The 18157-nt window shown below is 56.9% G+C and carries 15 protein-coding genes; 13 read left to right on the plus strand and 2 right to left on the minus strand.

Features of this window, described 5'->3' with window-relative positions:
• The first annotated feature begins 32 nt into the window (after nt 1-32).
• Together W02_RS19665 and W02_RS19670 are read left to right on the plus strand one after the other, a co-directional pair.
• Nucleotides 33-356, plus strand: a complete 324-nt coding sequence (locus W02_RS19665) for a hypothetical protein (RefSeq protein ID WP_173050848.1) — start codon at nt 33-35, stop codon at nt 354-356.
• The gene (locus tag W02_RS19670) at nt 353-1300 is read left to right on the plus strand and encodes a Ppx/GppA phosphatase family protein (RefSeq protein ID WP_173050850.1); all 948 of its coding nucleotides are present in this window, start codon (nt 353-355) and stop codon (nt 1298-1300) included. The genes W02_RS19665 and W02_RS19670 overlap by 4 nt, the downstream gene beginning before the upstream one ends.
• A 96-nt stretch (nt 1301-1396) precedes the next feature.
• On the opposite strand, the gene W02_RS19675 is transcribed toward W02_RS19670, so the two are convergent.
• The gene (locus W02_RS19675) at nt 1397-2887 is read right to left on the minus strand and encodes a class I SAM-dependent methyltransferase (protein WP_173050852.1); all 1491 of its coding nucleotides are present in this window, start codon (nt 2885-2887) and stop codon (nt 1397-1399) included.
• A 579-nt stretch (nt 2888-3466) separates the two neighbouring features.
• Between W02_RS19675 and W02_RS19680 the strand changes: the two genes are divergently transcribed.
• The 3 genes from W02_RS19680 (at nt 3467) to W02_RS19690 (ending at nt 5664) form a co-directional block, all read left to right on the plus strand.
• Complete coding sequence (locus tag W02_RS19680) at nt 3467-4477, plus strand: hypothetical protein (RefSeq protein WP_173050854.1); 1011 nt, start codon at nt 3467-3469, stop codon at nt 4475-4477.
• 141 nt (nt 4478-4618) lie between these two features.
• The gene (locus W02_RS19685; protein WP_173050856.1) at nt 4619-5062 is read left to right on the plus strand and encodes a hypothetical protein; all 444 of its coding nucleotides are present in this window, start codon (nt 4619-4621) and stop codon (nt 5060-5062) included.
• A gap of 137 nt (nt 5063-5199) precedes the next feature.
• On the plus strand, nt 5200-5664 hold the full coding sequence (locus W02_RS19690; RefSeq protein WP_173050858.1) for a hypothetical protein: 465 nt from the start codon (nt 5200-5202) through the stop codon (nt 5662-5664).
• On the opposite strand, the gene W02_RS19695 is transcribed toward W02_RS19690, so the two are convergent.
• Nucleotides 5661-6407: a S16 family serine protease gene (locus W02_RS19695; RefSeq protein ID WP_173050860.1), complete on the minus strand. Its 747-nt coding sequence runs from the start codon at nt 6405-6407 to the stop codon at nt 5661-5663. The genes W02_RS19690 and W02_RS19695 overlap by 4 nt on opposite strands.
• On the opposite strand from W02_RS19695, the gene W02_RS19700 reads away from it, so the two are divergent.
• The 8 genes from W02_RS19700 (at nt 6406) to aspS (ending at nt 18150) form a co-directional block, all read left to right on the plus strand.
• Entirely contained in the window at nt 6406-7461 is a 1056-nt protein-coding gene (locus tag W02_RS19700) for a pentapeptide repeat-containing protein (protein WP_173050862.1), read from the plus strand. The genes W02_RS19695 and W02_RS19700 overlap by 2 nt on opposite strands.
• Before the next feature lie 40 nt (nt 7462-7501).
• Nucleotides 7502-8332: a ScpA family protein gene (locus W02_RS19705; RefSeq protein WP_173050864.1), complete on the plus strand. Its 831-nt coding sequence runs from the start codon at nt 7502-7504 to the stop codon at nt 8330-8332.
• Between the two features lie 3 nt (nt 8333-8335).
• Nucleotides 8336-9211: an SMC-Scp complex subunit ScpB gene (gene scpB, locus W02_RS19710; protein WP_173050866.1), complete on the plus strand. Its 876-nt coding sequence runs from the start codon at nt 8336-8338 to the stop codon at nt 9209-9211.
• A gap of 221 nt (nt 9212-9432) precedes the next feature.
• Nucleotides 9433-12402 carry a 6-bladed beta-propeller gene (locus W02_RS19715; protein ID WP_173050868.1) on the plus strand — a complete coding sequence of 990 codons (2970 nt, stop codon included), beginning with the start codon at nt 9433-9435 and terminating at the stop codon, nt 12400-12402.
• 10 nt (nt 12403-12412) lie between these two features.
• A complete protein-coding gene (gene guaB, locus W02_RS19720; RefSeq protein ID WP_173050870.1) occupies nt 12413-13879 on the plus strand; it encodes an IMP dehydrogenase in 1467 nt (488 codons plus the stop codon).
• 85 nt (nt 13880-13964) lie between these two features.
• Nucleotides 13965-15521 carry a glutamine-hydrolyzing GMP synthase gene (gene guaA / locus W02_RS19725; protein ID WP_173050872.1) on the plus strand — a complete coding sequence of 519 codons (1557 nt, stop codon included), beginning with the start codon at nt 13965-13967 and terminating at the stop codon, nt 15519-15521.
• A 29-nt stretch (nt 15522-15550) separates the two neighbouring features.
• Nucleotides 15551-16390 carry a pseudouridine synthase gene (locus W02_RS19730; RefSeq protein WP_173050874.1) on the plus strand — a complete coding sequence of 280 codons (840 nt, stop codon included), beginning with the start codon at nt 15551-15553 and terminating at the stop codon, nt 16388-16390.
• Entirely contained in the window at nt 16387-18150 is a 1764-nt protein-coding gene (gene aspS, locus W02_RS19735; RefSeq protein ID WP_173050876.1) for an aspartate--tRNA ligase, read from the plus strand. The genes W02_RS19730 and aspS overlap by 4 nt, the downstream gene beginning before the upstream one ends.
• Nucleotides 18151-18157: the final 7 nt, after the last annotated feature.

Raw genomic sequence — 18157 nt, forward strand, 5'->3', positions numbered from 1 at the left:
TGTGAACAACCGATTCGTCAAGGACGTGAACCATGGGACTGCTCCAACGCCTGAAGCATGATGTGAGGACCGGCTTGGCGACGCTGCGATGGGGTACCGCACAGGCGGCGAATCGTGCGTTGGAGGAAACGGAATTGCTTCGGTTGCGGCTACAGATGAGGAAGATCGATCAGCAGCTTGTTGAACTGTATCGCGATGTGGGTGAGCGGGCCGTCAGTTTGCGGGAAGCCGGAGAACCGGTGGAACGTGTCATGTACGATATGGAAGTGGGACGTCTCGTCAAGGAGATCCACCAGCTCAAGGATGCGAGTAGGAAGCTGGAATCCGATATGGCGGAGATCAAGAATTCCGAATGAGTGCAAAACGTCTGGCTGGTGTCGATATCGGTACATTGACCTGTCGGTTGCTCATCGCGGATGTTCCGGAGCGCGGTCCGCTCAACGAACTTCATTCCGAACGCCGAATCCTTCGTCTCGGTGAAGGGGTTGACGGGACGGGGGGCCTTGCCGAGCCAGCGATGGAACGTGTGATTCGATGTCTGATCGACTGGCGCAGAGTCATTGAGGACTACCGTGTGAGCGGGATGACCGCGGTGGCGACGAGTGCCGTACGGGATGCGAACAACCGGTTTGAATTTTTGGAACGCATTCGACGCGAGGCCGGGTTTAGCGTAGAAATCCTTTCCGGAGAAGAAGAAGCGCACCGCACCATGCTCGGCATTCGGGCAGGGTTACCGGAAGGAAGGGACGACGTTCTGGCGATTGATATCGGCGGAGGCAGCACGGAATTCATCCGTGCCCGGAAAGACGGTTCTCTCCATGCCAGATCGGTCGATATCGGTGTCGTACGGCTCTGTGAGCGGATGCTTCGACATGATCCGCCGACAGATGAGGAGGTCCGGTCTGCTCGCCGCTGGATACGGGAGTCGGTTCTCAATGCTCTCAGCAATTTCCCAAGCCAGGGGTGCCGTGGATTCGTCGGTACCGCCGGAACCATTACTTCACTCGCCGCGATGGCTCAAGGTCTTTCCCGTTACGAGCCCGCACGAATCCATAACTATCGATTGACCCTCGACGCCATCGTCGGTTTGGAAACCAAATTACTGGCGCTCAGCAGCGCAAATCGCGCCGGGTTGCCCGGCCTAGAGAAAGGGCGGGAAGAGGTGATTGCGGCTGGTGCGATCATTATACGTACGATCATGGAAACATTGGGGGAGACTATTTGTCTCGTCAGCGACGCAGGTCTCAGAGAGGGTGTGATCATACATCTCGGCATGCAGCCGACGGGGATGGAGATGTAATCGGATGAGATCTATGACTCGAGCCTGCACGTTCTTGCCACGGAGTGGTAGCGACTCACAACGTAGCAATCGGTAATTCCTCTGCAATCCAACCGGCTATCTTTGCGAATACCAGCGGTAGCCCTTGTTCTCCGTGAACGCGGCCTTCGGCGTTGCGCCTGGCTTTTCCAGCAAAAGGACCTTGAAATCGATCAACCCAAACCAGGCGGGATCAGCCACGTCATGGTAGTGGGTTCCTTGCAATTTTGACAACATGTCTCCCAGAGCCTGGCACAGTTCGCCCTCGGTGTACGCTCGGACGACGAAGGGTTTGTCGAGGGCCTGACAGAACCGTTGAATCGTGTAGGCCGCTCCGGTGCAGAGCACCTTGGTATCCGGCTTCATCGTAAGAAACTGAGGAAGCGAGACATAGTGCTCCTGAAATCCCAGCCAACGTACGGCCTGGCGCAAGTGCTCATACTGGACTTCATATTCCGTGTGTCCCGGCAATTTTACCGGTGCCGGCCATCCCTCTTCGATTCCGAATTCCGTGAGGAAGGCCCGCCCTCCGGGTTTGAGCACCCTCCACAGTTCGGAAACAAAGCGGAACGGTCCAAGGTTGAAAATGACATCGTCCGGTACGTCGGACCCGATCGGCAGACGGACCCGCCTGATCCAATCGAGCGCTTCTTGATGTTGGGGGGTCTCGCCGATGCCAGAAAGTAATTCCTGTTTTGTCAGTTTGACCGGGGTCATATCGGCCATATTCTCGTTGTCCACGACCAGATCGATTGAATGGTCTTTGAACGGAAGCCACTCTCCGTTGGCCTGGGTCCCGGCGCAAGGCCAGCCTCCAGAGCGGGCCCGCGCGATTTGCAGCCTGAGAAACGGTCTGGTGATATCGACCGAATAATATTTGAGTCCCTGCTTTTCGAACGGCAACAGTTCTTTGCCGAGTTCACGGGCAACATACCCCAAGCCGCCTCCCACTTCGACGATGACCTTGGGCTTGGGAGTAAACCAACCGAGACGACGAAATTTTTGCATGAGGAGCCGGCCGTAGGTCAAGCCCTGCAAGGCCTCGGTCGGTTCACGGAACAGGTGGGAGACCGTCGTTTCGATTGCATCGAAATGACCGTCGTCTTCTCCGCTGTCCTTGAGGTCGTGTACGTGGAAGTCCTCCAGATGTTCTTCGCCCTCGAACCCTTCCTTTCCGGACCACCCCTCACGGATCTGCTGAAGGAGGAGGTCCCACTTTGCGGCATGACGGTGACCCCCAGGAGGATTTTCTCCAAAGTAGCAGAGCGAGTAGTTGGGAAGCGCCCATCGTTCAAGATGCCATTGCCCCGGTTGACCGTCAGGGCCGCAGACTTTGCTTCCGTATTTCGCCAGCAGATGTCCGAGAGTGGTATGTCCGTTCATGGCCCTGAGCATTTCAAGTCCATGGCGATTGAGTCTGATCAGCGGAAGATTGTCATCGAGCGGCGCGAACCACCATTCGTCGTCCCGGTGCTGATACGCCACCAGGTCCGGAATATGCCATGCCAGGAGATTCAGCACATCTCCGGTGAGGCTTTTCGGCTCGTGTGCGACGACCTCGGGTTTCATAGGCGTAATGGTCGTGGAAGCCTACACGAGCAGGTTCAGTGGCTGCAAGGAGTGACCAGGCTCAACGATCAAAGTTGAGAAGGAAGAGGGGCGGATTCCGTGATTGTCAAAGTCCCGCGCATGATTGGATGGACCCGGCAAATGTATGGATAGTTTCCGGGAGCGAGACCTGGAAGCGTGAAGGTGTCGTTGGGCAGAACGATGCCGGAGTCGAAAGCACAAGACGCGCCGTCCTCAAGGCAGCCCATGTGGGTAATCGTATGCTCTGTCGGAGTCGGATTTTCCCATCTGATGGGAACACCCGTGGATACTGTTGCAGATTTGGGGACAAAATACGGAGATCCACTGTCGATGATGATTGCCGTATAAGAGGGCGTTGCCGCGGTGATGGGCCAAGCTGTCAATAGCATGGCGATACACGCAAATATGATGATTTTTAGTCTCATGGCGACTCTAGTAACCATTCTAACACGACAATCAATGGGATAAACCCCCCTTGTCCGTCCAGGAGTGCCATTTGTCCTTGACCTAGTCCGGAGAGTTATACGATTCTGGCTGGTGCGGTCCAAGCGAGGATCAATGCCACAACCCCGTAAATCCAGAGCCTTTCGCATCGAGGTTTTCATATGGGCGCTGGGCCTCTCGCTTGTAATTCTTCCGGACGGAACGGCGAAGTCGTTTGTCATGATAGCCCCGGGCGAGGGCGTCAATGTGGCTTCCGGTGAAAGCGTTCCGGTTGCCATACAGGCGGGTCAAGAAGCCAGCGTAAAACATGTTGCATTTTATTGGTATCGATGGGATGAGGAACCACTTGCCACTCGTCGGGGCTCTCCGGCTTCATTTGCCGGAGCAATAGAAGACCGTTCAATTTCAGGAAACGTGAAGGTGCCTGCTGAAGGCATCGGGATGATGCGGCTTCTCGCTGTGGGAGAGGTGAGCCGGGGACGGCTCGACGGTTATGAAGAGTTCGATGAAGTGACGGTACTCGTCGAACCCAGAGCATCGCTGAGTTCGGTAGAATTTTCGATACAACAGCCCTGGCGCCTGGACACGATCGGCAAGCGATGGGAGGTGCCCGTCGTCGGACAGTTCGATGACGGTGTCGTGCGTCCATTGGCTGGGTTACGCGCGGGGAGCCGGTTCAGCTCTTCCGACGAACGGGTGATCAGTGTGGATCAATCCGGTTGGCTTCGGGTGAGGGGAAACGGCCGGGCGCACCTGACGGTCGAGAATCGCGGGAAAGTGGGAACCCTTGAAGTGCTCGTTCATGCGGACGACAGCCCGAACAGGGAACCGATTGCACAAGTGGAAAAGGAATTGCGCGTCAAGTCCGGCAGCCTCGTGATTCTCAGCGGTCTTCGCAGCAGCGATCCTGACGGTGATCCCTTGAAATACGAATGGAGACAGCTCCGCGGGCATCACGTGCCGCTCACCAATGTCGACCAGGTCAAGGCCACGTTCATCGCTCCGCCGGTCTCGGAGAGCAAGCGCTTTCAATTCGCCCTCACGGTGACGGATATGGCCGGTCCCGATCTTGTGAAAGGAGCGCAAAGTCGTCCGGCCCTGATCACGGTGTGGGTCGATCCGTAACCAATCAGCGAGCTCACGCCATTTCGTCGTCACGAAGAAGTGAAATCAAAAGAGCCCGTTGCAAGAGCCCATAGGTTCATGCTAGATGAAAACTTGAAAACGCTATCCACTCTGTAATGTGGATGAGAGAGGAGTCGATCAATGGCAAAAGCAAAGAAACGGCCTGCAGCGGCATCGGCCAAAAAGGCCAAACCGAAGGCCTCCGCGAAGTCTTCGCCAAAAAAATCCGCCGCCAAGCCGGCAAAAAAATCCACCGCAACATCCGTGACGAAATCAGCTCCCTCGGCGCATAAGCCTTCCAAATCCGATCCGACGCCCTCGGTGAAGAAAAGCGTCAAGCCGGAGGCCGACGTCGAGCAGAAGAAATCGGCGATATCACGGCTGGCTTCGGCCGCTGAACCGAAAGACGCTGATCTTGACGAAGAGGAACTCGAAGACGATGAACTCGAAATATCCGGTGAAGGCGACGACATGGACGAAGAGGAAATGGAGGAAGATATCGCCTTGGACGATAACGACGAAGACGTCGACTATCTCGAAAAATCGGACGATCTGTTGGATGACTCGGACGACTATCGCCATTGACCATGTTGCGATTTCCCACCTCGATCACGATCCGCACCGTCCCTGCTTCGACGTGGCCGCGCTGAATTATTAACCGTGATTCCAATCCTTGATGCGGTCTCGCGACACATTCCGGATTACAGACAGAGTGAATCGACGTGAGTCACTTTTTGTTCATCGCAGGCGCATTGCGTGAGCGAACGTCCGAGGAGAGCGCGGATTTACAGCTCTCACGCGGAGTATGGGGATTGTGTACCGCGCTGATCCGCGCCAATCTCGCCAAGTATCTCGAACCCCGATCCAAAGGATTGGTGTATGTGCTCAAAGCCGGACTGAGCGCCGAATTTGAGATTTCTTCACCGGTGCATGACTTCGCCGATCTCGACGAATTTGTGAAAGATGAATTCAAAACCGAGGCGAGGTTTGGATTTGTCCATATCGCGGATGTGAAGCGCTATGCCCTCTCATCCCCCGAAAGTCAGGCCGTTCTACTGTCCGTCCTGTGTATTGCCGACCCCGCCGAGTTATCGAGACGATTGAGCCTGGGGATGCATCGATTGACACAGGGAGAATATGATGCGATCCGGACGCGGTTGCTGGAAACCGGGACCGGGGCGGCTTAAGGGCGGCGGCCCGTCATCAAGAGATACGCATCATCGATCGTATCGACCTCTTTGACGTCGATATTCAATTCGAAACCCACACTCTGCAGATTCCATTGCGGGTCGTATATTTGCCCGCGGGGCACCAAGACCGTGCGGTATCCCTCTCGTTTGGCTGCCCGTATTTTATCGGGTAGATTGCCGACCCGCCCGATCCGTCCCTCGGTTTCAAGCGTTCCGGTCAGTGCGATTCCTCTCTGAATCGTGTCTCCGTTGAAGAGCGCGAGAAATCCGACGGCCATCACCGCGCCGGCACTCGGACCGTCGCTGCCGACCGGCTGGTAGGCAATCCCCTGCACGGAAACGGTACCGCTGTGTCTGACGGGTGGCGTCCGGTTCACCGCGTAGGAAAAGGCATCAGCCATGGCGCCTAAGTGCGTGTCCCCAAATTTCACTCCGGCGAGAATCCATTGGAGTCGGACGGGAGACGGCTCCGCCTTCTTGTCCCATCGGACGAGGAGCACTTCAAATATACCCTGTTGATTGAACGGAATGGCTGCGAGCACAGGGATTTCCAGAACCTGTTCGGCAAGACTTAGCCGTGGCAGCCATAACGTCAACATGAAGAAGATCGGGATGATTCGTGCGATGCGCGTGCGCATGGTAGGTGGAGAGAGTCTAGCAACTTGGTCGGTCTCTACCAACGATTTCGATGTTTGTTCCCTTGCCTTGATTCCCGGCATTTCGTATAAGAGCCGCAACATGAACCGATATATTCTGAGCGCGCTCTTGGTTGGACTGATCGGAACAGTGCTTCAAGGAGCCGTATGGGCGGGAGGGTGCCGGATCGACGATTCAAGGCTCCAGACCGCCTCGTCCTTCAAACTTCATCTCGGCGACGACTGCACTGAGCGGGACCGTCAGGCCAGAACCGTGGCTGCCGCCGATATTCTGGCCGCGATGGCGAAGGGAAGAGCCGTCGATTTGTCGGGAGTCGTCGTCAGCGGCGATCTGTCGCTCGATAGCCTGCCGCTGGCGCCGTTGCCGGCCGACCTCGAGCCTGTCATTGGGCAGCGAGAAGAGGCGCGGGTGATTGCCGGTTCGTGGTCGATCGTGAAATCAGTGGTCCGTGGGACGATTCGTCATCGCTCGCCTCAAGGGATTTTGGTCGTCAAAGGGCCCGTGACATTTTCGGAAACCCGTTTCGAGCAGCTTGTCGACTTGTCCCGCGTGGTGTTCCTGGAACCTGTGATCTGGTCGGCAGCGGTCTTTCTGCAGGAAAGCTATTTCGTGCAGGGAAAATTCCTGCGGGATGTGTTTGCGGAACAGACGGCGTTCGGTCCCCACACCAGGTTTCACCGCTCACATTTTCATGGACCGGTGAGCTTTCAACAATCGGGGTTCAGCGGGATGGCGGAGTTTCTGGAAGTTGAATTCGATCGGGACGCGAATTTCTCCCGCACATACTACAAACTCGGGACGGGATTTTCCGGCAGCCGGTTCCATGGTTTGGCCGATTTCTCCGAGACACGCTTTGACCGTGAGGCGTTCTTCACGTTCACTCGATTCGGCGGCGATGCGTTTTTCAATCGAGCGACCTTCCGGTCCACCGTCGATTTTGACGACGCGGAATTCATGGGTCGTGACGATTTTTCAAAAGTGCTGTTCGAAGGCGAGGCCACATTTCTGCGAGTGAAGCGCCCCACTACCAGTCCGGAAGTCCTGGGAGTCGGCAATCCTCAGGTGCAATATGTGATCACACTCTCCCTCTTGGTCTTCAGCGCCATGCTTATCGCCTACCTCATTCGTTCACGGTAAAAATCAAAATCCATGCCAACCACAACTAATAGATCTAGACTTGCCGTCTGTCACCAATCCTGGTATAAAACCGTCTGTGGATAGCGAATTCGACGGCGCAGAACAAACCGAGCTGCCCTACCAGGTTCGCATCGATAATTTCGAAGGCCCCCTTGATCTCCTGCTTCACCTCATCAGGAAGAATGAGATCAACATCTACGATATTCCGATCGCGCTGATCGCACGACAATATCTCGACTATATCGAGGCCATGAAGGATCTGAATCTCACCGTGGCGGGAGAGTTTCTCGTCATGGCGGCCACGCTGCTGCAAATTAAATCCAAGATGTTGTTGCCGGTGGATGAAACCACGGAGGACGAAGACGATGGACCCGATCCGCGCGAAGAATTGGTCCGGCGTTTGCTCGAATACAAAAAGTTCAAGGAGGCGGCGCGTCAACTCGATACACAGGAACGCATGTGGCGGGATGTCTTCGGCCGAACTCCGCCGCCGCCGGATGAAGTCGAAGCGGATGAGGCGCTGCTCGACAATGTAGGACTGTTCGACCTGGTCGATGCCTTGCAAGCGATTCTCGACCGGAACCCCGGGAAGAAACTTCTGGAAATCATTCCCGACAACCTCACGGTACGGGATCGCATGAACGCGATTCTCGAATCGCTGGAGGGACAGGAATCGGTGAGTTTCGTTTCACTCTTCGAGCAGTCCTGCCATCGGATGGTGATCATCGTGACGTTTCTCGCGCTGCTGGAACTCATTCGGCTTCGCACCGCCCGGGTTTTTCAAACCGAAAGCTTCGGGCCGATCCTCGTGTCGCGCGCGTTCTCGTTGGTGCCGGATCCCGCTGAGTTGGATGAATCTGAATGGAGGTAGGCGATGAGTCCGACGGACGTACAGGATGAACCGGTGACGGAGACGATTGAATCCCTTGCAGAGGCAGGCGAGGTTCTCGTTTCTGCGGAGGGACCAACCGGGGAGCAGGATGCGACGAACCCGGCGTGCGAGCCTCCGGCTCAGGAAGATGCGTGTCAAGGCCGCGCGCTCACCTCAATCGTTGAGGCGCTGTTGTTCGTATCGGGAGAACCGGTATCCCTGTCCAAGTTGACTTCCGTGATCGGTACGGTATCCAAAGCCGAGGTTGAGCAGGCATTGAAGACCCTTGAGGAACAATTCAACCGGGACGAGCGGGGGATACAGCTCGTGAAGGTGGCGGGAGGGTACCGTTTGGTGACCAAAGCCGACGTCGCCCCATGGCTCAAAAAACTGGACAAGGCGAAAGCCTCGCAGAGGCTGTCCCGGTCGGGTCTCGAATCGCTCGCCATCATCGCGTACAAGCAGCCGATCGTGCGCGCGGAAATAGAGGAGATTCGAGGCGTCGAGACCTCCGGAGTCATCCGCACCTTGCTTGAACGCAAACTGGTCCGCATCGTCGGTCGGAAGGAAGTGCCGGGCCGGCCGATCATGTACGGAACGACGAAGTTTTTTCTCGAACATTTTGGGCTCCAAGATCTCAGCCAGCTTCCTCCGCTTCGTGAATTCAAAGAACTGGGCGAGGCCGAGCAAGCCATGCTCCCGATCGAAGAGACGACGATTATCGGGCAGGATGAAACGGATGAGAGTGCGCATTCGGGTGACAGGCAGCAGGACGTCGAAGAGGAAGGAACAGGTTCTGATGTACAAGGACGAGGCTCTGAGGTAACGGGTGAGCCCGGTGGGGCGTTGCTCGAACAAGAGGCGATAGAGCAGACGTAGCTAAGCCGTCTCCTTTAAGGCGTGCCGTCAATGCTCCAACAATGGCGTCGCCATCTCAGTCCTGCAATCGCGATTTACCTGCTCATATTTGAGAATGGCGCTGCTGAGCGGCCGTTGACTCCTCTCTTCACGCTTTGTTAGACTTCTCATTCCTGATCTAAGTCATTGAAAGACACTACATTATTGGGTTCAACCCTTTCAGGTAATTAGAGGCACCACCTATGTTCAAATCATGGTTATGGGATGAGATGTTTCGATTCGATCGACTGCATTCGACCATTGACGGAACGCAAGGAGAGTGGGGCGCGGGTGACTCGATTGCCGAAGAAGAAGAGCTCCCTCAGGCACCCACCAACGTCGGGGCAAAGTGCGGGAATGGGCGAATCACGATTACCTGGGATCCTGTTCCCGAGGCGATGTACTACAACCTCTATTTTCAAACGACCAAGGGGGTCCAGATCAAGTTTTCTGAGCTGACCAGACCGATCGCCAGCGCCGATGATTTCAAGTCGGTGATCGGGGTCAAGAAGGAAAAGGCCACCTGCCTCGAAGGGGCGCAATCGCCGTTCGTTCACGATGATCTGGCCAACGGGACTTGTTACCACTACGTGGTGACAGTTGTAACTCCCAAAGGAGAGAGCCTGGAATCTCAGGAAGTCATGGCGATTCCCGCTCCATATCTGATCGCGATGAGCATCGGACAGGAGGGAGTGGATGAGGGCGAGCTGAGTTCTCCGACCGGCATCAGCTTGGATAAAGACGGCAATATCTATGTGGCCGATACCGACAATCATTCCATCCAAAAATTCGATCCATCCGGAAAGTTTGTCGCACGGTGGGGCGCGGAGCCTTCTTCACAGGAAGGCAGCTTTTATTACCCCCGCGGTCTGGCGGTAGGATCAAATGACACGTTGTACGTGGCCGACAGCGGAAACAATCGAGTACAGAAATTCGATCTGAACGGCAATGTGATGCAGGCATGGGGAAAGTTCGGGTTCGCCTGGCGCGGAGCCGAAATGGGTAAGTTCGATGCTCCCTGGGGGGTGGCGACGGATCAGGAAGGCAACCTCTACGTCTCGGATACCACGAATTCGCGCATTCAGAAGTTCAAGTCGGATGGAACGCCGCTTCTGAAGTGGGGGCGGGACGGGAGTTTCGACGGGGCATTCTTTTTCCCACGCGGAGTCGCGGTCGATTTCGTCGGCAATATCTATGTGGCCGACGAGAGCAACAATCGCATTCAGAAATTCGACCCTCGCGGCAGTTTTTTGACCAAATGGGGCCGTGAAGGCGCGGGGCCCGGTCAATTCAAATCTCCATGGGGAGTAGCCTGTGACGCGCTGGGCAACGTCTACGTGGTGGATACCGGCAACCACCGAATTCAGAAATTCGACGGCAATGGGACGTTTCTGTGCGCGTGGGGAAACCGAGGGAAAACCGAGGGGCAGCTGAATTTTCCCTACGGCATCGCGATCGATAAGGAAGGTTCCGTCTTCGTGGTGGACAGCGGGAACAACCGCATCCTGAAATACGTGCCGACCGACGAGGAACTGAATCGCGGAAAGGACGAAGCCGCGCAGACGAAGGAAGCAGGGCCGACTCAGCCGCCGCACAGCGTGGCGGTCAAGGCCGGCGATACAGAAACCTTCCTGAGCTGGATGGAAGTACCCAACGCGGTTTCCTATAACCTCTATTTCAATACATCGGCCAACCTTTCCATACAGAGCGCAACGAAGATTGAGGGAATCACCAATCCCTTTTCGCACACCGGCCTGACCAACGACATTCCCTATTATTACGCCGTCACGGCGGTCTTCGAGGACGGGGTGGAAAGCGTATTGTCGAGCGAGGTGACCGCGACTCCGGTTTTGATCGACATCACGGCCCCGCAGAACGCCTACGCCGTCATCAATCACGGTGCCTTCATGACCAACTCACCGGAAGTCGTGGTCACCATTTCGGCCAACGACATCGATACGGGGGTGGGCGCCTATTTCATTTCAGAAGCTCCGATGACTCCGGTGGCGGGCACTCCCGGATGGGTGGAGGTGATCCCCGCGATTAAGTTCGGGGCCACGATTCCATTCATCCTGTCGTTCGGGGACGGTCAGAAAACGATCTATGTGTGGTTCAAGGACGTGGGCGGCAATGTCTCAACGCCTGCGACCGCCAATATATTGGTCAACACTTCGGGATATCTGTGCGTCTCGCGATGGGGACGTCCTGGTCGCGGCGCCTCCCTCCTCCACGGAGGTGAGTTCATGGCCCCCATATACGGATTGTGCGTCGATCAACAGGGATCGCTGTTCGTGGTCGATAACGGCAATAACCGGGTTCAAAAATTCGACAGCGCGGGAAACTTCATCATTCTTTGGGGCAATTTCGGGGGAGCCAACGCGAACTTTCATAATCCGACGGGGATCGCCTGCGACGGCAAAGGAGATGTCTGGGTCGTCGATACGAACAATCACCGCGTGCAGAAGTTCGACGGAAAATTGGGCGGCTATCTGATGAAGTTCGGATCGCGTGGAAACGGCGAGGGCCAGTTCAACGCGCCCTGGGGCATTGCCGTCGATCGCGTACGCGGGTACGTGTACGTCGTCGATAGCGCGAATTTCCGTGTGCAAAAGTTCGATATGCAGGGAGAGTTCGTGATGTCTTGGGGAAGTTTCGGCAACGGGGACGGGCAGTTTTATTTTCCGCGAGGCATCGCCGTCGACCAGTCCGATGGGTCAGTGTATGTCGTGGACATGGGGAACCATCGCATTCAAAAATTCGATACCAGCACGAATGTGCTGCCCCAACTCCTCGCCAAGTGGGGAGGCAGTACCGAGGGCGGGCATGCCAGCAGCCCGCAGGCGCAGGAGGCCGGACAGCTTCGTTCACCGTGGGGCATCGCGGTCGATGGAGTTGGCGATGTGTACGTAACCGATACCGGCAATCATCGAGTCGAGAAATTCGACAGGGAAGGGAATTTTATCACGCAATGGGGCGGGTACGGGAACGGCGACGGACAATTCAATTTTCCCTATGGCCTCTGCGTGGACGCCAAGGGCAGCGTGTTCATCGTCGACAGCGGCAATACCAGAGTGCAGCAATTCATGCCCGCCGACGAGGGCAGCGAGCGGCTTCAGGAAGAGGCTGAAGCGGCCGCGGAAATCGAAAAGGCACAGGGGACGACGTCAGCCTAGAGACAGGATCATGCTCGACCAAGAACCGCGCCTCGGTTTGACATATGATGACGTCGTATTGATACCGGCGAAGTCGGCGGTCGTCCCGAACGAAGTCGACGTCCGAACTCAGCTCACCCGCAATATTCAGATCAATATTCCCATAATCAGTTCGGCCATGGACACCGTCACCGAATCCCGCATGGCCATCGCCATGGCGCGTGAAGGGGGGCTGGGCATTATTCACCGGGTGCTGTCCCCGGCCGATCAGGCCGCGGAAATCGATCGAGTCAAAAAATCAGAAAGTGGGATGATCCTCGACCCGGTGACGATTTCTCCTGATCAAACCATTCGCGATGCGCACCAGTTGATGGCGAAGTATCGTATTTCCGGCATCCCCGTCACCAAAAACAAGAAGCTCGTCGGTATCCTGACCAACCGGGACCTGCGGTTTGAAACACGGTTGGATCTGAAGGTATCCCAGGTCATGAAGCGGGACAAACTGGTCACGGCTCCCGAAGGCACGAGCCTGGAAAAGGCCCGCGAGATCCTGCACGAGCACCGCATCGAAAAACTGCCGGTAGTGAACAGACAGGGCGAGTTGAAAGGTCTTATCACGATCAAAGACATCGAGAAGCGCATCAAGTATCCCAACGCCTGCAAAGATTCGCACGGCCGCTTGCGCGTGGGGGCCGCGGTCGGCGTCGGTGCAGATGCGGAAGAACGGGTCGCGCAACTAAAAAAAGCCGGTGTCGATGTGGTAGTGGTCGATACGGCTCACGGCCATTCCCAGGCCGTACTCGATATCGTGAAGCTGATCAAGAAGCAACATCCGGGACTGGAAGTCGTCGCGGGCAATATCGCCACCGCGGAGGCGGCTAAGGACCTTCTCAAAGCCGGGGTGGATGCGGTCAAGGTCGGAGTGGGACCCGGTTCCATCTGTACCACACGGATCGTTTCTGGATCTGGCATGCCGCAATTGACGGCAATTGCCGACTGTGCCAAAGCCCTGGCGAGCAGCGGAGTGCCAATCATCGCCGATGGCGGCATTAAATTCTCGGGCGATGTGAGCAAGGCGTTGGCCGCGGGAGCCTCTTCCGTGATGCTCGGCGGGCTGCTTGCCGGCACGGAAGAGTCTCCGGGTGAAACAGTACTGTACCAGGCGAGAACGTACAAAGTGTACCGAGGCATGGGCTCAATCGGCGCCATGGAGCGCGGCGGCGGAGACCGGTATGGCCAGGGTGGACGGCCGGCGCCAAAGCTCGTGCCGGAGGGAATTGAGGGACGGGTTCCTTACAAGGGCCCGCTCTCCGCGGTGATGTATCAGTTGGTCGGAGGCGTGAAAAGCGGGATGGGATATTGCGGATGCAAAACGATCCCGGAGCTTCAGCAAAATGCGGCTTTTATCAGGCAGACTCCCGCAGGTCTCCGTGAAAGCCATGTGCACGACGTCATTATTACGAAGGAAGCACCGAACTACCGAATGGACTGGGAATAGGACATTCGCCGTCACGCCGGATCCGGATCTCGTCCCACCACCATTGCTCGCGTGAACGTGGCTCTGACCGCTCTTAACGCACTCCATGGAACCTTCGCACGATAGAATTCTGGTCCTCGACTTCGGATCTCAATACACGCAATTGATTGCGCGCCGCATTCGGGAAGCCGAAGTGTATTCGCAGATCCTGCCGTGCACGGCCCCGCTTGCGACCATTCTCGCGTATCGGCCCCAGGGCATCGTCCTCTCGGGTGGTCCGGCCAGCGTCTACGAGAGGAAGGCTCCGACCGTTGACAAGGAACTCTTCGAGCAAGGCATTCCTATCCTTGGTATCTGTTACGGCATGCAGCTTGTCACCCATCTTTCCGGAGGGAAGGTCGCTAAATCGACACACCGAGAGTATGGGCGAGCCGAACTCGTGATCGACGATCGCGGCGATCTTTTCAAAGGCATCGGCGAAGGCCCATCCGCAACCGTGTGGATGTCGCACGGAGATAGGATTGAGCACATCCCTCCCGGGTTCCAGATTCTGGCGCATACGGCCAATTCTCCCATTGCGGCGATGAAACAGGCCGATGGGTCTCGACGCGTCTATTGTCTTCAGTTTCATCCGGAGGTCGCGCATACGCCCGCGGGAGCGGCGATGATCAAGAATTTTGTCTATGACATCTGCGGCTGCAAGCCGACGTGGACCATGCAGTCGTACGTGGAGACAGCCGTTCACCATATTCGTGAGCAGGTCGGGAAAGACCGGGTCATCTGCGCGCTCAGCGGCGGCGTCGACTCGTCGGTTGCGGCGGCGCTGACTCACCGCGCCATTGGCGATCAATTGACCTGTCTGTTCGTCGACAACGGGGTCCTCAGGGCCGGTGAACGCGATCAGGTCCAGAAGACCTTTGCCTCGCAACTTCATCTGAACCTCAAGATGCTCGATCGAACCAAACAGTTTCTCACTGCTCTCAAGAACGTGACCGATCCGGAACGCAAAAGGAAGATCATCGGTCGGCAGTTCATCAGGCATTTTGAACACGAATCCAAAAAGCTCAAAGGTGTGAAGTTTCTGGTTCAAGGAACGCTCTATCCCGACGTGATCGAAAGCGTGAGTTTCAAGGGACCGTCGGCCACGATCAAGACGCATCACAATGTGGGCGGGCTGCCTGCGCGCATGCGATTAAAACTCATCGAGCCTCTCCGTGAATTATTCAAGGACGAGGTGCGTATTCTGGGCGCCGAACTGGGGCTCCCAGACGAGATCGTCTGGCGTCAGCCTTTTCCGGGACCCGGGCTCGCGATCCGAATACTGGGCTCCGTGACGGATGTCCGGTTGGCCATGTTGCGTGCCGCGGAAACCATTGTCGATCAGGAAATCAGGAGCGCGGGTCTTTACCGGGACATCTGGCAAGCTTTTGCGGTGCTGTTACCTATTAAAACCGTTGGGGTCATGGGAGATCAGAGAACCTACGAGCATGTGATCGCAGTCCGTGCGGTGACCAGTCTCGACGGCATGACCGCCGACTGGGCTCCGATTCCAAACGAGGTGCTCGGCCGCATATCCAACCGGATCATCAATGAAGTGAAGGGCGTCAACCGGGTCGTGTACGATATCAGTTCCAAGCCGCCCAGCACGATCGAGTGGGAATAGGCTGAGCCGGACGGTCCGCGGGGAAGTTGATGGAAATTCGTTTGCAAAAACTGATCGCCGGAACTGGAATCGCATCCCGCCGCAAGGCCGAGGAGTTGATCGCAGCCGGACGAGTCGCGGTCAACGGCAAGGTGATCACCGAATTGGGGACCAAGGTGGAACCGGGTCGAGACCACGTCAAAGTGGATGGGAAGCACCTCAGCGCTCCTCAGCCGTTTGTCTATCTGTTGTTGAACAAACCCAAGCACGTCATGTCGACCTTGGATGATCCGGGCGGGCGTCCCACGGTCAAAGATTATCTTCGAGGAGTGTCGGTACGGGTGTTTCCGGTCGGCCGGCTGGATTTCGACAGCGAAGGTCTCATGCTGTTGACCAACAACGGAGACCTGTCGCAAACCTTGCTTCATCCCCGCTATCATGTGGCCAAGACCTATCTCATCAAGGTGAAAGGCATCTTGACGGATGAGGAGATCGCACGTCTGGAACAGGGTGTCCGGCTCGAAGATGGCATGACCGGTCCCGCGCTTGTGAAGAAGGTCCGGAAGGCCGAACAGAATTCATGGTTGGAAATCACGATTCGTGAAGGACGCAAACATCAGGTCAAGCGGATGCTGGAATCGGTCGGCCACAGGGTGACCAAGCTGACGCGGGTGAAAATGGGACCGCTTATCCTCGGGAATCTCGAACCCGGGGAGTTTCGCTTTCTCAGCGACCGGGAAGCCAATGCCTTGAGGGAGCTGGTCGAGAAACGCAAGGCGGAGACTGAACAGCCGCAGGGTGCGTCTTCCGCGCGGCCGGCCAGGCGCGAAGGGTGGGCGAGACCGAAACGCACGAAGCGCCATACATCGAGGAAGGTGAAAGTGGCATGAAGTTGAGAACGCACCGCTGCGGTGAACTGAACGCATCCCATGTCGGCAAGACCGTCGTTCTGAACGGCTGGGTCCAGCGGCGCCGGGATCACGGGACGGTGATATTCATCGATTTGCGTGATCGGACCGGCCTGACGCAGGTGGTGTTCAATGCGGAGAGAAATCCGGACGTGCATCGGGCTGCGCATGCGCTCCGTAGCGAGTGCGTCGTGTCCGTCACCGGGCAGGTCATGGCCAGGCCTGACGAATCCAAAAACCCTCACCTCTCCACCGGCGAAGTTGAAATCTTCGTGGACGACGTCGAGGTCCTCAACGAGGCGAAAACGCCTCCGTTTCTCATCGAGGACGACGCCGAAGTGACGGAAGCCGTCCGGCTCAAATACCGCTATCTCGATCTCCGCCGTCCGCGAATGCAACGATTGTTGGCGTTGCGCCATGCGATCACCCAAGCCACGAGAAGCTACCTCAATGCGCAAGGATTTCTGGAGGTCGAGACTCCAATGCTGACGAAAAGCACGCCCGAAGGCGCGCGTGATTATCTCGTGCCGAGCCGGGTCAATCCCGGACAGTTCTTCGCGTTACCCCAGTCCCCGCAGCTGTTCAAACAGATCCTGATGGTCGGCGGCGTAGACCGGTATTATCAGATCGCACGATGCTTTCGCGACGAAGACTTACGCAACGACCGCCAGCCGGAGTTCACCCAGATCGATCTGGAAATGTCGTTCGTGGACCGCGAACAGGTCATGACCCTCATGGAGCAGATGATCGTCACGGTGTTTCGCGAGGCCGGAGGTGTGAATCTGCCCACACCGTTTCCCAGAATGACCTACGCGGAAGCCATCGGGCGTTACGGCTCCGACAAGCCGGACCTGCGCTTCGAGATGCCGTTGTACGATGTCACCGCCTTCGCCGCCGCCAGCGAGTTCAAGGTGTTCAAGGACGCGGCGACAAAGGGGGGAATCGTCAAAGCCTTGATCGTCAAAGGTGGAGCGGCGATGGCCCGAAGCCGCATCGATGCCTTGGCCGAAACTGCCAAGAGCTTCGGCGCGAAAGGACTCGCGTGGTTAAAAATCACCGGGGAGGGCCAACTCGAGTCCGTCATCGCGAAGTTTCTCGATGCCAAAGCGTTTGGAACCGCGCTGCCGGAAGCCAAGCCCGGTGATCTGGTGCTGTTCGGCGCCGACAAGCCTGCGGTCGTCCACGACGTGCTCGGGAGAATCAGGCTTCTTCTCGGGGAGGAACTCCACCTGATCGAGACATCGGCATGGAGACCCGTCTGGATCACCGAATTTCCCCTGCTCGACTATTCACCGGAAGAGAAGCGGTATGTGTTCATGCATAATCCATTCGCCGCTCCGATGGACGAAGATCTGAAGCTCCTCGACAGCGAACCGTTGAAAGTGCGGGCCAAGGCATACGACATGGTCCTGAACGGGAACGAGATCGGGGGAGGGAGCATCCGAAACCATCGGAGCGACATCCAGATGCGGATTTTGGACCTGCTCGGCATCGACAAGGATCAGGCGCATGCCAAGTTTGGGTTTCTCCTGGACGCGCTGGAGTATGGGGCGCCCCCGCACGGCGGCATCGCGTTTGGCCTGGATCGGCTGATCATGCTGCTGGGAGCTGCCGAGTCCATACGCGATGTAATTGCATTCCCCAAGACCCAACGGGCGCAATGCCCATTGACCGATGCTCCATCCGCCGTCAGCCCCGATCAGTTGAAGGAGTTGCGGATCAAACTCGATTTGGTCGAATAGGAGGCTG

It is taken from the genome of Nitrospira sp. KM1 (assembly GCF_011405515.1).
In the GTDB taxonomy this organism is placed as follows: domain Bacteria; phylum Nitrospirota; class Nitrospiria; order Nitrospirales; family Nitrospiraceae; genus Nitrospira_C.